Source organism: uncultured Thomasclavelia sp. (genome assembly GCF_944324745.1).
GTDB lineage: Bacteria > Bacillota_I > Bacilli_A > Erysipelotrichales > Coprobacillaceae > Thomasclavelia.
The window spans coordinates 1-14,911 of sequence record NZ_CALUXO010000050.1; the positions used below are offsets into that span (position 1 = coordinate 1).

12 protein-coding genes, 1 pseudogene and 1 other annotated feature are annotated in these 14,911 nt (G+C 31.9%); of the genes and pseudogenes, 8 read left to right on the plus strand and 5 right to left on the minus strand.

The features are described 5' to 3' along the window. Both Q0K54_RS05980 and Q0K54_RS05985 read left to right on the plus strand, forming a co-directional pair. Nucleotides 1-221, plus strand: a pseudogene (locus Q0K54_RS05980) (hypothetical protein); the annotation flags it as partial. Beyond that, the gene (locus Q0K54_RS05985) at nucleotides 222-815 is read left to right on the plus strand and encodes a hypothetical protein (RefSeq protein WP_294579068.1); all 594 of its coding nucleotides are present in this window, start codon (nucleotides 222-224) and stop codon (nucleotides 813-815) included. Between the two features lie 136 nt (nucleotides 816-951). Here Q0K54_RS05985 and argH read toward each other — a convergent pair whose 3' ends face one another. Continuing rightward, entirely contained in the window at nucleotides 952-2,340 is a 1,389-nt protein-coding gene (gene argH / locus Q0K54_RS05990) for an argininosuccinate lyase (protein ID WP_294579071.1), read from the minus strand. A 45-nt stretch (nucleotides 2,341-2,385) separates the two neighbouring features. Beyond that, the gene (locus Q0K54_RS05995) at nucleotides 2,386-3,597 is read right to left on the minus strand and encodes an argininosuccinate synthase (RefSeq protein WP_294579074.1); all 1,212 of its coding nucleotides are present in this window, start codon (nucleotides 3,595-3,597) and stop codon (nucleotides 2,386-2,388) included. 159 nt (nucleotides 3,598-3,756) lie between these two features. On the opposite strand from Q0K54_RS05995, the gene Q0K54_RS06000 reads away from it, so the two are divergent. From Q0K54_RS06000 to argB, 6 genes are all read left to right on the plus strand, one after another. After that, the gene (locus tag Q0K54_RS06000) at nucleotides 3,757-4,917 is read left to right on the plus strand and encodes an AI-2E family transporter (RefSeq protein ID WP_294579076.1); all 1,161 of its coding nucleotides are present in this window, start codon (nucleotides 3,757-3,759) and stop codon (nucleotides 4,915-4,917) included. Between the two features lie 127 nt (nucleotides 4,918-5,044). Beyond that, on the plus strand, nucleotides 5,045-5,758 hold the full coding sequence (locus Q0K54_RS06005; RefSeq protein ID WP_294579078.1) for an ABC transporter ATP-binding protein: 714 nt from the start codon (nucleotides 5,045-5,047) through the stop codon (nucleotides 5,756-5,758). Beyond that, a complete protein-coding gene (locus tag Q0K54_RS06010; protein WP_294579082.1) occupies nucleotides 5,751-7,361 on the plus strand; it encodes a hypothetical protein in 1,611 nt (536 codons plus the stop codon). The genes Q0K54_RS06005 and Q0K54_RS06010 overlap by 8 nt, the downstream gene beginning before the upstream one ends. Nucleotides 7,362-7,428: 67 nt before the next feature. Next, nucleotides 7,429-7,642: a binding site (T-box leader), on the plus strand. Between the two features lie 49 nt (nucleotides 7,643-7,691). After that, the gene (gene argC / locus Q0K54_RS06015; RefSeq protein WP_294579084.1) at nucleotides 7,692-8,729 is read left to right on the plus strand and encodes an N-acetyl-gamma-glutamyl-phosphate reductase; all 1,038 of its coding nucleotides are present in this window, start codon (nucleotides 7,692-7,694) and stop codon (nucleotides 8,727-8,729) included. A 12-nt stretch (nucleotides 8,730-8,741) separates the two neighbouring features. After that, entirely contained in the window at nucleotides 8,742-9,959 is a 1,218-nt protein-coding gene (gene argJ / locus Q0K54_RS06020; protein ID WP_294579087.1) for a bifunctional glutamate N-acetyltransferase/amino-acid acetyltransferase ArgJ, read from the plus strand. Between the two features lie 15 nt (nucleotides 9,960-9,974). After that, entirely contained in the window at nucleotides 9,975-10,847 is an 873-nt protein-coding gene (argB, locus tag Q0K54_RS06025; RefSeq protein ID WP_294579090.1) for an acetylglutamate kinase, read from the plus strand. Between the two features lie 60 nt (nucleotides 10,848-10,907). On the opposite strand, the gene Q0K54_RS06030 is transcribed toward argB, so the two are convergent. The 3 genes from Q0K54_RS06030 to Q0K54_RS06040 form a co-directional block, all read right to left on the minus strand. Then, on the minus strand, nucleotides 10,908-11,726 hold the full coding sequence (locus tag Q0K54_RS06030) for a metallophosphoesterase (protein ID WP_294579093.1): 819 nt from the start codon (nucleotides 11,724-11,726) through the stop codon (nucleotides 10,908-10,910). Then, a complete protein-coding gene (gene rnjA, locus Q0K54_RS06035; RefSeq protein ID WP_294579095.1) occupies nucleotides 11,723-13,474 on the minus strand; it encodes a ribonuclease J1 in 1,752 nt (583 codons plus the stop codon). Before rnjA ends, Q0K54_RS06030 begins: the two co-directional genes overlap by 4 nt. A gap of 282 nt (nucleotides 13,475-13,756) precedes the next feature. Then, nucleotides 13,757-14,623 (minus strand): DegV family protein, encoded by an 867-nt coding sequence (locus tag Q0K54_RS06040; protein WP_294579098.1) that lies wholly within the window; start codon nucleotides 14,621-14,623, stop codon nucleotides 13,757-13,759. Nucleotides 14,624-14,911 lie beyond the last annotated feature (288 nt).

Here is a 14,911-nt window from a genome sequence, read left to right on the forward strand (position 1 = left end):
TAGGTGAAGGGCTGCTTAGATTCGATGTTCATTTTGAACTGGATATACCTGGTACAAATACCAGATTACAGATTAATATCGAAGCCCAAAATAGTATCTATAACGAATATGAAATCGTAACTAGAGGTATAGCTTATACCAGTCGACTGATATCACAACAGTTTAAAACTGTAATCAGGGCCAGCAAGTATCAAAGGATGCAAAAAGTATATTCAATCTAGTTGCTGCCACAGGCACCGCTAAAAGATGATGGAACAATAAGGAGCTATAAATTACAGGAGAAAGTAGCGTCAGGAAAACCACTAAATGATCAAGAAGCTTATGATAAAATCAAGATCGTAACGATCTATACTAGTAATAAACATGTAATAAGCAAAAAATATGAAGAAAATGATGCGTTATTAAGGCCAGTAATGTTACTGTTTGGAATGAATGGAGCAAGTGCTAGGGAAATAAGGAAGATTCTAGAAAATGAATATAAATTTAAAATGAGTGCAGAATTAAAGGAAGGAGTGGAAAACATGTGTAATTTAGCGCAGGGATTAATAATCGAAAATCGTGTAATTGGACGAGATGAAGGACGAATTGAAGGTAAAGAAGAAGAGAAATATAAGATTCTAATAAACCTTTTGGAGCAGACTGATATATCATTAGATAAGATAATGAGGCTAGTTGGGCTGGTAAAAAGCGAGGAAATTGCAGAAATGACAAAACGTCTGATAGAAGATTTAAGATCAAAAGAAGGATATATCAATGGCAAACCCACTACGATAACAATAGAAAGAATTATTAATGAAAAGAAAGAGCTGGTTTAGTGATTAAGGCTCTTTCTTGCTTTGGAGTGATACATAAAAAGGAAGGATAAAATCAGTTGATGAACTCAACAAATTTTATTCCTTCCTGATTTTATTTGTCTATTATTAAATAAGAATTGGTAAAAATCTAGTCTTTTTATTCTTCATTTTTAAAAGTTGCTAAATATTGATTGTTTAAAGCAATTACCTGTTTCATTGCTTCGATTCCTGGGGCCCCGATAGTATTTCGCTTATTAACACATGTTTCGACATTAATAGCTTCATAAATATCATCTTCAAAAACATCACTGATAGCTTTAAATTCATCAATCGTTAAATCATCAAGATCTTTGTTTTGTTTAATAGCATATAAAACTAATTTCCCAATAATTCCATGGGCATCACGGAAAGGAACCCCTTTATTCACTAGATAATCAGCAGCATCAGTAGCATTAGTAAAGCCACCAGTAGCTGATTTACGCATTTTTTCTTTATTGAAAGTTGTAGTTTTCAACATATCATTTAATAGTTGAAGACAACCTTTAGTTGTATTTAAGGCATCAAAGAACTGTTCTTTATCTTCTTGCATATCTTTATTATAAGCTAATGGAATACCTTTCATCGTAGTTAATAATCCCATTAAAGCTCCATATACTCTTCCAGTTTTACCTCTAATTAATTCAGCAATATCTGGGTTTTTCTTTTGTGGCATAATAGATGAACCAGTCGAAAATGTATCATCTAATTCAATGAATTGATATTCATTAGTGTTCCAAATAATAAATTCTTCACTAATTCTAGACATGTGCATCATCATAGTAGCCATAGCACTCAATAATTCAATCAAATAATCACGATCACTGACACCATCAATACTATTTAAACATGGTCCATCAAAGCCAAGTAGTTTAGCTGTATATTCACGATCTAATGGATAGGTAGTTCCAGCTAGAGCTCCTGATCCTAATGGACAGATATTCATTCGATGATAAATATCTTCTAACCGACTGCTATCTCGTTTGAACATTTCAAAATAAGCACCAAAATGATGAGCTAAAGTAATTGGTTGGGCTTTTTGTAAATGGGTAAAGCCAGGCATGATAGTTTCTAAATGTTCTTTCATGATATCATTAATAGTTACTAATAGATTATGGATTAAAGTATTTAACATGATGATTTGATCACGAGTATATAAGCGCATATCTAAAGCAACTTGATCGTTACGACTGCGACCAGTATGTAGTTTTTTTCCGGTATCACCAATTCGATCAATTAATGTTGATTCGACAAAACTATGAATATCTTCTTGAGTATTATCAATTTTTAACTTTCCATTATCAATATCTTCTAAAATCTGTTTTAGTGCGGTTTCAATCTGCTGGCCTTCTTTAGCAGTTAGAATGCCTTGTTTAGCAAGCATTTTAACATGGGCAATACTTCCTTGAATATCTTGACGATAAAAGGTCTGATCAAAATCAATCGATGCATTAAAATCATAAACAAGCTGGTTGGTTGGTTTAGTAAAACGACCACCCCATAAATTCATATAAATATTCCTCCTTATAATAAAAGGGCTTAAAGCCCTTAATTTTTATTTTTTATTGTTTAATTTCATAGCTCTAACTTTAGTTGAAAGACCATATAATGTAATGAATCCTTCAGCATCATGATGATCATATAAATCACCAGTTGCAAAGCTAGCGATATCTTCATCATATAAAGAATATGGAGAAGTAGTACCTTCTTTAATAATATTTCCTTTATATAATCTAAATTTTGTTGTTCCGCTAACAACTTCCTGTGTTTTATCAACAAAAGCTGTTAAAGCTTCTCTAAGTGGTGAAAACCATTTAGCACCATAGACTAATTCTGCAAATTCAACAGATACTAAACGTTTATATTTTAATGTTTCCCGATCTAAAACTAGTTCTTCTAGCTGACGATGAGCTTCCATTAAAATAGTTCCCCCTGGTGTTTCATAAACACCGCGTGATTTCATACCAACAACACGGTTTTCAACGATATCGATAATTCCAATTCCGTGTTTACCACCAAGTTCATTTAACTCTTCTAAAATAGCTCTTTGTGATTTTTCTTTACCATTTAATTTTACTGGGACACCTTTTTCCCATTCAATTACAACGTGTTCAGCTTCATCAGGTGCTTTTTCTGGAGAAGTTGACAATACTAATAAATGATCATAATTTGGTGTGTTTTCAGGGTTTTCTAGTTCTAATCCTTCATGTGAAATATGCCAGATGTTACGATCACGTGAATAACTTGAATCAGCAGAGAATGGTAAATCGATACCATGAGCTTTGCAGTATTCAATTTCAGATTCTCTTGAATCCATTGTCCATTTTGGATCACGCCATGCTGCAATAATCTTTAAATCAGGTGCTAATGCTTTAATTCCTAATTCGAAACGAATTTGGTCATTTCCTTTACCAGTTGCCCCATGACAAATCGCAGTAGCTCCTTCTTGACGAGCTACATCTACTAATACTTTGGCAATCAATGGTCTAGCAGTAGCGGTACCTAATAGATATTTATATTCATAAACGGCATCTGCTTGAACTGTTGGCATAATATAATCTTCAACATATTCATCAACAACATGTTTGATATATAGTTTGCTTGCTCCACATGCTTTGGCTCTTTCTTCAAGACCATCTAATTCATCACCCTGACCAACGTCGATGCAGCAACATACTACATCATAGTCATAGTTTTCTTTTAACCAAGGAATGATCGCTGTTGTATCTAATCCTCCTGAATAAGCAAGAATAACTTTCTCTTTCATCTTATATTCCCCCTAAAGTTACATTAAGTTATCATTATAATAAACTAAAGTTATCTAAAATGCAATGATTTATCGACATAAACGCCATTTTGCTATCTGTTCATATTTAGATAACAATGCTAGAATACAATTATGAAACATCAGGAGAGTGATTATTATATGAATAACATAGAATTGGATTATCGTAAGATTTTAAAGGTTGTCATCTTGGCAATTTTGGGATATTGGTTGTTAGATCATTATAGTGAAGTTTTTGGATTTATTAGCTGGCTTATTTCAATCTTAATGCCATTTATTCTTGGCTTTATGATTGCATTTGTTTTAAATGTGTTAATGATTCGGTTTGAAAAAATATTGTCTAAAGTAATCAAAAGTCCTAAATTATTGGCAGTAAAACGGGTTTTAAGCATTTTAGCTTCTATTTTGTTAGTAGTTGGGGTGGTTGCTTTAGTAATAACTTTGATTATTCCTGAATTATTTAATGCAATAAGAGTAATTGTAGATTCATTGCCAGAGGTAGTTGATGGTTTACAAAACTGGGCGAATCAGCATAATACTTATTTTCCTCAATTAGAAACATGGATTGAACAAGTTGATTTAGATAGTGTAGCTAAAGAACTTACTAGTTATTTAAGTTTAGCGCAAACTGGTTTTAGTGATATGCTGGATTCAACTGTAAATGTAATTTCGGTCTTTTTTAATGGAATTGTCAATTTTGTTTTAGGAGTAGTATTTGCCTTATATATTTTAATGTCTAAAGAGTCTTTAAAAAGACAGACCACTAGGTTAGTTAGAGCTTATTTACCAGAAAATGTTGCTAACGGGGTTTTAGAAGTAGCCCGTCTAGCTCGGACTACTTTTTCTAATTTTATTATCGGTCAAACAGTCGAAGCCTTTATTTTAGGTGGCTTATGTACTCTGGGGATGATTGTTTTAAAACTTCCATATGCACCAATGGTTGGTTCTTTAGTCGGAATAACTTCATTTATTCCAATTGTTGGAGCTTTTATCGGTGGGGCTATCGGTGTATTTATGATTTTTACTGTTGATTATATGCAAGCTTTGATTTTTTTGATCTTTTTAATTGTTTTACAGCAATTAGAGGGGGATTTGATCTATCCACGGGTAGTTGGTTCTTCAATTGGACTGCCATCATTGTGGGTTTTGTTTGCGGTTACTGTTGGTGGTGGCTTGTTTGGGATTACTGGTGTTTTATTAGGAGTTCCGGTAGTATCAGTAATTTATAGTTTGATAAAGACCCAGTTAAAAAAACGGGAAGAACATCTACTTATAAAACAACAAGAAAATCTCGAAAGTTAAACGTCTCTTTGTAGACGTTTTTTTGATATTAAAATTATATTAAGAGTCTGAAAAAAGAATTATTTATTGATCGATTGTGCTATAATTTTGATATGCTTTATCTATTATGTGATTCATGGAGGTAGTTATGTTAAAAATTGAACACTTGAGCAAATTTTATGGAGATAAAAAAGCAGTAGATGATTTGTCTTTACATATTGAAAAAGGACATATTTACGGCTTTATTGGCCATAATGGGGCGGGGAAAACGACGACTTTAAAGTCAATTGCTGGTATTTTACAATTTGAACAGGGAGATATTTTTATTGAAGGAAAATCAATTAAAACAAATCCGTTAGAATGTAAAAAAATTATGGCTTATATTCCGGATAATCCTGATTTGTATGAATATTTAACCGGAATCAAGTATTTAAATTTTATCGCTGATATTTATGAAGTTGAGATGTCTAAAAGACAGGAACTGATTCAAAAATATAGTGAAATGTTTGAAATTGCGGATTCTTTAAAAGAACCAATCAGTGCTTATTCGCATGGGATGAAACAGAAATTGGCGGTAATTTCAGCACTGATCCATAGTCCTAAATTACTTATTATGGATGAACCATTTGTTGGTCTTGATCCTAAGGCTAGTCATTTATTAAAAGAATTAATGCATCAATTATGCAATCAAGGTGGGGCTATTTTCTTTTCTACTCATGTATTGGAAGTGGCTGAGAAATTATGCGATCAAATTGCTATTATAAAAAATGGAAAATTAGTTATTGCCGGTAATACCCAAGAAGTAATTGGTAATGATTCATTAGAAGATGTCTTCTTGGAATTGGAGGATGACCATGCTTAAAACATTAGTTAAAGTTCGGTTACAGGGATTGTTTTTAAAATCATTATCTGGCAGTAAACAAAAGAAGGTTAGTAAGTTAAAAATAGTTTTATTTTCATTGTTGTTTTTGTATGTAGCTATTATTTTAACGGCGGCTTTTGGATATTTGTTTTATCTGGTTTTAGATCCATTTACAGCTATTGGTTATGAGTGGTTATTTTTTGCTTTGATGGCAGTGGTAATAATTGTTTTTTGCTTTGTCGGTAGTGTTTTTACTACACAACAGGAAATTTATGGGGCAAAAGATAATGAACTCTTACTATCAATGCCAATTAAAACCAGAGATATTTTACTAAGTAGAATTTTAGTAGTCTTGATTTTAAATTATATTTATGAGGCCTTAATTGCTCTTCCAGGAATTGTTGTTTATTACTGGAATCGTCCTTTTGATATTTTTCAATTTTTGATTTTTTTAATTGTTATGCTTACACTGCCATTATTTGTTTTGGCATTAACTTGTGTATTTGGCTGGTTATTAGCGATGGTATTGAAAAAAATCAATAATAAAACGGTTATCACATTAATTTTATCATTAGCGTTTTTAGGTATCTATTTTTATTTGGTTAATCGAATTCCTGGTTATTTAGTGACATTAGCTGCTAGTGGTCAAACAATTGGTGAAATTATTTCTAGTAAATTATTTCCAATTTATCATCTGGCAATCGCAATTTGTCAAAATAATTTAATTAGTTTATTAATATATTTACTTTGTGCTATTATTCCTTTTGTAATCGTAGTTAATTTGTTGTCACATAATTTTATTAAACTGACGACTACTAAGACTGGAAGTAAAAAAGAAAAACTGAAAATTAGTGATATTAAAACAAACAAAGCTAAAAAAGCTTTATTTATTCGTGAATTAAGACATTATGGGTCTAATCCAATGGTAATTTTAAATACGGGATTAGGAATTGCATTTACCGTTTTTTTAGCTGGAGCTTTATTAGTTAAAGGTCATGAGTTTTTATTGTTATTTGATGAAATTCCAGTGGAATTAACATATATGTTAAATGAATGGCTAGTGGCTATATTATGTCTGGTTGTTATTTGTTGTAGTTGTTTTAATACGATTAGTTCTAGTTTGATTTCTTTAGAAGGAAATCGTTTATGGATTATTAAATCATTACCAATAAGCAGTAAAGATATTTTAGATAGCAAGTTATTATTGCATCTAGTGTTATGTCTTCCAGCGGGAATTTTATTTTCTTTAGTTGCGGTGATTGTTTTTTCATTGAATGTTATCGATGCTCTGTTAGTTTTACTTGTTCCGGTGGTGTTTACAGTTTTTGAAGCAGTTTATGGTTTATTGGTTAATTTGTGGAAACCTAAATTTGATTGGGTAAATGAAACTGTTGTTGTTAAGCAAAGTCTGGCGGTAACAATTGCTATATTTGGTAGTATGGCAATAGCAGTGTTGATTGTTATTGGATACGTCTTAATATTCAGTAAGTTCATTGATATTTCATTATATACTTATATTATTTTTGGCTTATTTGTAATATTGGATATTTATGGTTATTATTTATTAAATACCTGGGGAATTAAAAGATTTGAACAGCTTTAGGCGTGCAAATTTAGTTAAAGCATAAAATTTTTGTTTGACAAAATGAATTTACGTACTATAATATTAATCAAACTCGAAGACTAAAAGAGTAGTCTTAATGACGGTTTTTAGCGAACTAACGATGGTGTAAGGTTAGTAATCTAGTTAAGATGAAGCGCATTTACGAGAGGAAAGCGGGAATTAGTAGTATCGCTTTCGGGTTATCGCCCTTATCGATGAAAGTGATCATAAGGTCAACTTATGATAATTAGAGTGGTAACGCGGTTAATTTCGTCTCTTGATTCAAGAGACGTTTTTTATTTTATGATAAGGAAAAAGGGGGACTATCAAATGATTAGAGTAGGAATTGTCGGAGCAACAGGATATGGAGGATGTGAGTTAGTTAGGTTTTTATTAACTCATCAGGATGTAGAAATAAAGTGGGTTTCATCAAGGACTTACACTGATCAAGAGTATAGTTCTGTTTATGCTAGTTATTTTACATTACTTGATCAAAAGTGTGTGGATGAAAATCTTGAAAATTATCTTGATGATGTTGATGTTGTCTTCTTTGTAACACCACAAGGTGTCTGCGCTAAAATGATCAATGAAAATGTCTTAAGCAAAGTTAAAGTCATTGATTTAAGTGCTGATTTTAGAATTAAAGATGTTGCAACCTATGAAAAATGGTATGGCATCAAACATGTGACACCACAATTTATTGAAGAAGCAGTTTATGGTTTATGTGAAATCAATCGTAAAAAAATTAAAGATGCTCGTTTGATCGCTAATCCGGGATGTTATCCGACTTGTTCAATTTTATCAATCTATCCACTAGCTAAAGCTAATTTGATTGAGATGGACAGTTTAATTATTGATGCTAAAAGTGGGGTTAGTGGTGCTGGGCGAAGCGCTAAAGTTGCTAATTTATATTGTGAAGTTAATGAAAGTATCAAAGCTTATGGAGTAACTAACCATCGTCATACTCCAGAAATTGAAGAACAGTTAGGTTATGCGGCCAATCAAGATGTGATTTTGAATTTTACACCACATTTAGTACCAATGAATCGGGGAATCTTAATAACTGCTTATGCTAAATTAAAAGATGGAGTTAGTCAAGAAGATGTGGCTAAAGCTTATCAATGTTATGATGACGAATACTTTGTAAGGGTATTAAAACCAGGAGTGGTTCCTGAAGTACGTAACGTTAAAGCTAGTAATTTTGTTGATGTTAATTATAAAATCGATTCACGAACTAATCGAATTATTATGATGGGGGCAATGGATAATTTAGTTAAAGGAGCCGCCGGTCAGGCAATTCAAAATATGAATATTATGTTTGGTTTGGATGAAAAAGCTGGTTTAATGTTAGCTCCAGCTATTTTATAGGGGGATTTGAAAATGAAAATAATTGAAGCCGGAACAGTTACCTCACCTAAAGGTTATTTAGGAACTGGGGTTCATATAGGAATTAAAAAAGCTAAAAAAGATTTAGCACTAATTTATAGTGAAGTACCAGCTAAAGCGGTTGGAACTTTTACTCAAAATGTAGTTAAAGCTGCACCAGTATTATGGGATAAAATGATTGTGGAAAATCATGAAACAGTTAAAATGATTGCAATTAATAGTGGGGTTGCTAATGCATGTACTGGTGATGAAGGAATCAAAAATAATGAAGAGTTTGCCAGCATTGTTGCTAATAATTTTGGTTTAAAAAAAGAAGAAGTTTTAATTTGTTCAACTGGAGTTATTGGAAAACAATTACCAATGGAGGTAATTGAAGCAGGAATTCCGACAGTCAAAGATAAATTAAGTAATGAAGGTGGTCTAGATGTTGCTAATGCTATTTTGACAACTGATACTAAAGCTAAACATTTGGCAGTAGAAATTGAAATTGGTGGTCAAACAGTAACTATTGGAGCATGTTGTAAAGGTTCTGGAATGATCCATCCTAATATGGCTACAATGTTAGGTTTTATTACGACTGATTGCAATATTTCCAAACAATTATTAAATAAAGCATTAAAAGAGATTATTCCGGATACTTTTAATATGATTTCTGTTGATCGGGATACTTCAACTAATGATACAGTTTTATTATTAGCTAATGGATTAGCTGATAATCCAGAAATTGTTGCTGAAGACGAAAACTATCAGATTTTTAAAGATGCGTTATATTATGTTAATGAATTTTTAGCTAAGGCGATTGCTGGGGATGGTGAAGGAGCTACTAAATTATTAGAAGTGCAAGTTCATCAGGCTAACAGTATTAAAGAAGCTAAAGTGATTGCTAAAAGTGTTTGTACATCACCGTTAGTTAAAACTGCTATTTATGGAAATGATGCTAACTGGGGTCGGATTCTTTGCGCAATGGGTTATTCAGGTGAAAATTTTGATCCTTACAATGTCAATGTTGAAATTGAAAGTGAATTTGGACAATTACAATTAGTTGCTAAGGGAATGGCAACTGACTATAGTGAAGAGCAGGCAACAAAAATTTTATCAAGCAGTGAAGTAAAAATTATTATAGATCTAAATGATGGAAATTCTAGTGCCACTGCCTGGGGTTGTGATTTGACATATGATTATGTCAAAATTAATGCAGATTATCGGTCTTAGTTTTTAGGGGGAAATATGGTACAAAATAGAACGAGTGAACAAAATAAAGCACAAGTATTAGTTGATGCTTTAAGTTATATCCAAAAATTTAATGGTGATATTGTTGTCATTAAATATGGTGGCAGTGCCATGACTAATGAAGTTATTAAACAAAGTGTTTTAAAAGATATTGCCGTCTTAAAATCAGTTGGTATTAAACCGGTTATTGTTCATGGTGGTGGTAATGATATCAATCGCTGGTTACAGAAAGTTGGAATTCAAAGTCAGTTTAAAAATGGATTACGGGTAACTGATAAAGATACGTTGGAAGTAGCCGAAATGGTTTTGTCTGGTAAAATCAATAAAGGATTAGTTCAACATATGGAAAGAATTGGTACCCATGCTGTTGGTTTATCAGGAAAAGATGGTAATTTGATCACTGTAAAAAAAGCAATGCCAAAAGGTGAAGATATTGGTTTTGTTGGCGAGATTGTTGATGTTAACATCGAGTTGATTGAAACTTTGTTGGAAAAAGATTATACGCCAATTATTTCCACGATTGGTTTAGATAGTAAATATAATGCTTTTAATATTAATGCTGATGATGTGGCAACTGCTATTGCCAGAAGCTTAAAAGCTAGTAAGTTAGTATTTTTAACTGATATCGAAGGGGTTTTAAAGGATCCTAGTGATCCTAGTACCCGTATTTCCATTATTGATACAAAATCAGCTAAAGAACTATTTGATCAGGGAGTAATTACTGGCGGTATGATTCCTAAGCTTAAAAACTGTTTAGAAGCAGTACAGGAAGATGTTAAGAAAGTTCATATTCTTGATGGACGATTGGAACATAGTTTATTAATTGAAATCTTTACTACTAGTGGAGTAGGTACGGAAATTAAAAAATAAATAGTTATTGAAAACACCTTTAGGATTCTAAAGGTGTTTTATACTAATTGAATTAAATTTTTATTTGCTTAAAGTAACAATATTAATTTGATTAGGGCAGAATAAGCGATATCCATAACCACTTTCCATTCCTAAACCATTAGAAATTAATAACTGGCTGTCATCTATTGAATGATGACCACTGACATAGGTAGTACCATTTTCTTTTTTAAAGAGACCGCCAATAAATGGAAGACGAACATAGCCACCCATAGTGTGACCTGAAAGCTGTAAGGCAATATTGCTTGTAGCTGTTGTAGAAAAATAATCTGGTTCATGAACAACAACTAATTTATAGCTGTCTTGATTGTTTTCATTTAATAAACCACTTAAATCACCGTTACTTTCAAGTCCAAATAAGGCAATTGTCGCATTATTATAATAAATAGGACGATATTCATTTCGTAAGACTTCAAAACCACCCTCATTTAAAATGGCAATGCAATCATTAGCTATGGCTAAATCTTTTTCCCCCAGGACGGCAAATTTTCCATATTTTGATTGAATGCTTGATAATATTTGGATTACGCGATCAGTTTCAAAAGTATTACTTTGAAATAAATCACCACCAAAAATCAACATATCGATATTTTGATCATTAATAGAAGTTACAATATCTTCTAAACGATCTAAATCACTACTTTCTTCAAGATTAATATCACTAATAAAACCGATTTTAAAATTTGCAAACTCATCTGGTAACGTACTGTTAGAAATGGTAGTTGTCACCACATCAAAATCAACCGGAGCCAGAAAGTGACCATAATAATAGGTAAAAGTACCAGCTATAATGATAATAACTAAAATCAGTAATTTAATAACTTTTAACTTTAATCTCATACCTTTTTATTCATGATTACCGGAATAATCATTGGATTACGTTTTGTTTTGCGATAGAAATAAGAAGATAAAATATCTCTTGTTGTGTTTTTAATCTCTCCAAAAGTAGTTTTACCCTGTAGTAATTTAGATAAATTATTTTCAACCAAATATTCAGCTTCACGAATCATTTTAAAACTATCCTTCATGTAAACAAATCCCCGTGAGATAATAACTGGACGAGTTAGAAGTTTACCGCTGCGTGAATCCATACTAATTAAAATAGATACCATGCCATCTTCCGATAAGATTTGTCGATCACGTAATACTGCAGTTGATAGACCGGTGATATCATTACCATCAACATAAATATCTTCTACATGAATTCGTGGACCCAATCGGGCAGTACCGTTGTTTAATAAAATAGTATCGCCATTTGATAAAACAAAGGTATTCTCTGGTGGAATCCCAACATCTTGTGATAATTCAGCATGAATTTTTAGCATTCGATATTCACCATGGACTGGAAAAAAGTATTTTGGTTTTGTCAAAAGCATCATTAATTTTTGTTCTTCTTGAGAGGCATGACCTGAAGTATGTAAATTACTAAAAGCCGTATTAGTTAAAACTCGTGCTCCAGCTCTAAATAGCTTATTAACTACGACATTGACGCTATAAGCATTTCCAGGAATCGGATTTGATGAAAAGACTACCGTATCACCTGGTTTGATTTTAACAAACTTATGAGTACCATTAGCAATTCTACTTAAAGCAGCTAAAGCTTCTCCCTGGGAACCAGTACATAAAATTAAAATTTCATTATCTGGTAATTTTTTAGCCTGGTCACTTTTAATAAAGAAACGATCAGGACATTTAATATAGCCCATTGCCCGAGATACTTGAATATTATTTTCCATTGAACGACCATAAACTAAGATCTTACGGTTAAATTTAACTGCAGCTTCAACGATTTGCTGCACCCGATGAACATTAGAAGCGAAGGTAGCGACAATCAAACGACCTTCAGTTTTTCGAAATTCTTCTTGAACACTATTTGCAACTTTTTTTTCACTGATAGAAAAACTAGGAACTTCAGCGTTAGTTGAATCACTCATCAATAATGTTACCCCGGTTTCTCCCAAAAATGACATTTTTTGATAATCGGCAGGATCACCAACTGGCGATAAATCAAATTTAAAATCTCCGGTTTCAACAATTCTTCCATTAGGAGTATTAATGATGACCCCAAGTGATTCGGGGATTGAGTGATTAGTCTTAAAAAATCCAATATTGAAATATTTGGAATGAATTTGATATTCATCATCGATTTCGATGATTTTTGTCGCATTAGTTAACCGTTTTTCTTCTAACTTCCTTTTAATCATAGCGCTCGCTAATGGAGTAGCATAAATAAAAGGAATTTTAACGATTTGTACTAAAAAGGGGATACCGCCAATATGATCTTCATGACCGTGAGTAATTAATAATCCTCTAATTTTTCGTTCATTTCTTTTTAAATAGGTATAATCAGGAATAACATAGTCAATTCCTGGTAACCCTTCTTCAGCAAACTTAACACCGGCATCAACGATAAAAATCTCATTATCATGTTCAAAACAGTAAGTATTTTTACCGATTTCATTTAAGCCCCCTAAAGCAAAAATTTTAGTATCAATGTTATGTTGTTTTTGATTATTATTCTTTCTTTGATGATTTCTTTTTCTTGGTTTGCCAGATTGTTTATTATTGTTATTTGGCCTTTCTTGCATATAAATCCTGCTGCTTAAAATATGGACATTGTATGTCAAGCAGCTTCTCCTTTCATTAATTTTTGGCGTTTTTCTTTCCAACGTATTTTCTCGTTAGCAACGCAGTAATTATAATTGCTGATAATAAATCTTTTTTATATTTGGTAATTATCTATTTTTATTGTAGCATTATTATAATATTTCAGCAAAATAATAAATAAAAAACCTCCTTTAATCTTATTTTGTCTTCTTTGGTTATAATTATAACATATAAAGTAAAAGACAAGAAACAAAGTTTCTTGCCTAAATAATCTTTTTACATGCTGCAAGAGCTAGAGCATGTGGTCCAATATGACATGAAACACTTAGCGATAACGGATCACAGAAAACAATTGAATCATGGTCTAGAGTTTCTAATTCTTTTTTCAATTCTAAACCTTGATCACGATCATAAGTATAAGCAACACATAAACGTGCATTTTTACCATGACCTTCAGGGTCGATTCTTTCTTCAATGTCCTTTTTAATAGCATCGATCATAATTTTAGTAGCTTTAGACATTGTACGACTTTTTGAAAATGTATCTAATTTTTCTCCTTGAATTTGTAGAATAGGTTTGATTTTCATCATATTTCCTAAAATAGCAACAGCAGGAGTAATTCGTCCACCTTTACGTAAATATTCAAGGGTATTAACAGTAATATAAATTGAAGCATTTAATTTATTGGCTTCAAGGATTTCTTTGATTTCTTTAGCTGATTTACCTGCTTTCGCCATTTCAATAGCATCTAAGACATCCCATCTTAAAGTAACAGAGATTCTTTGAGAATCAACGACTTGAACTTTACCATCATACTCTTTAGCTAACATCGTGGCTGTTTGGCAAGAACCACTTAAACCACTGGACATAGGGATATGAACAATTTCATCATATTCTTGTAAAACCTCATCCCATAGCTTGCTGACATCACCAACTAATGGCTGGCTAGTGAAAACTTCAGCACCACTCATTAATTTTTCATAGAACTCTTCTTGAGTTAAATTGATATCTTCATAAAAAGTTTGCCCATCAATCGTAAAAGGCATTGGTAAGACGCGAATTCCTAATTTTTTTCCTTCTTCTTGACTAATTCCAGAATTACTATCAGTAATAATTGCAACTTTGCTCATAAAAAGTTTGCTACTGTAAATATGGACAAATATAACCATACCAGGATATTGAATTTTATCATTTTCAATATCTGTTTTTGATATTCTGTCTAGTAGCTTCTCCTTTCTTAATTTTAATTATTTTTTATAATTTTTAAATCATATCTTGATAAAACATTATTTAAAGATATGGATGACTTAATTTTTAAATGAGATAGAAATATTACCTGTTATTTATCAATGATCTACTTTATTAGTATAGTTATTTATTAAATTGAAATTATCTTCTATCTATAACCCATATTTTAC

Excerpts from the sequence above, each read along its gene's own strand:
- Q0K54_RS06005 (WP_294579078.1), top strand. The coding sequence starts at position 5,045 with ATGTTAAAAATTGAACACTTGAGCAAATTTTATGGAGATAAAAAAGCA.
- Q0K54_RS05995 (WP_294579074.1), bottom strand. The coding sequence starts at position 3,597 with ATGAAAGAGAAAGTTATTCTTGCTTATTCAGGAGGATTAGATACAACA.
- argJ (WP_294579087.1), top strand. The coding sequence starts at position 8,742 with ATGAAAATAATTGAAGCCGGAACAGTTACCTCACCTAAAGGTTATTTA.
- Q0K54_RS06030 (WP_294579093.1), bottom strand. The coding sequence starts at position 11,726 with ATGAGATTAAAGTTAAAAGTTATTAAATTACTGATTTTAGTTATTATC.
- argH (WP_294579071.1), bottom strand. The coding sequence starts at position 2,340 with ATGAATTTATGGGGTGGTCGTTTTACTAAACCAACCAACCAGCTTGTT.
- Q0K54_RS06010 (WP_294579082.1), top strand. The coding sequence starts at position 5,751 with ATGCTTAAAACATTAGTTAAAGTTCGGTTACAGGGATTGTTTTTAAAA.
- Q0K54_RS06040 (WP_294579098.1), bottom strand. The coding sequence starts at position 14,623 with ATGAGCAAAGTTGCAATTATTACTGATAGTAATTCTGGAATTAGTCAA.
- argC (WP_294579084.1), top strand. The coding sequence starts at position 7,692 with ATGATTAGAGTAGGAATTGTCGGAGCAACAGGATATGGAGGATGTGAG.
- rnjA (WP_294579095.1), bottom strand. The coding sequence starts at position 13,474 with ATGCAAGAAAGGCCAAATAACAATAATAAACAATCTGGCAAACCAAGA.
- Q0K54_RS06000 (WP_294579076.1), top strand. The coding sequence starts at position 3,757 with ATGAATAACATAGAATTGGATTATCGTAAGATTTTAAAGGTTGTCATC.
- argB (WP_294579090.1), top strand. The coding sequence starts at position 9,975 with ATGGTACAAAATAGAACGAGTGAACAAAATAAAGCACAAGTATTAGTT.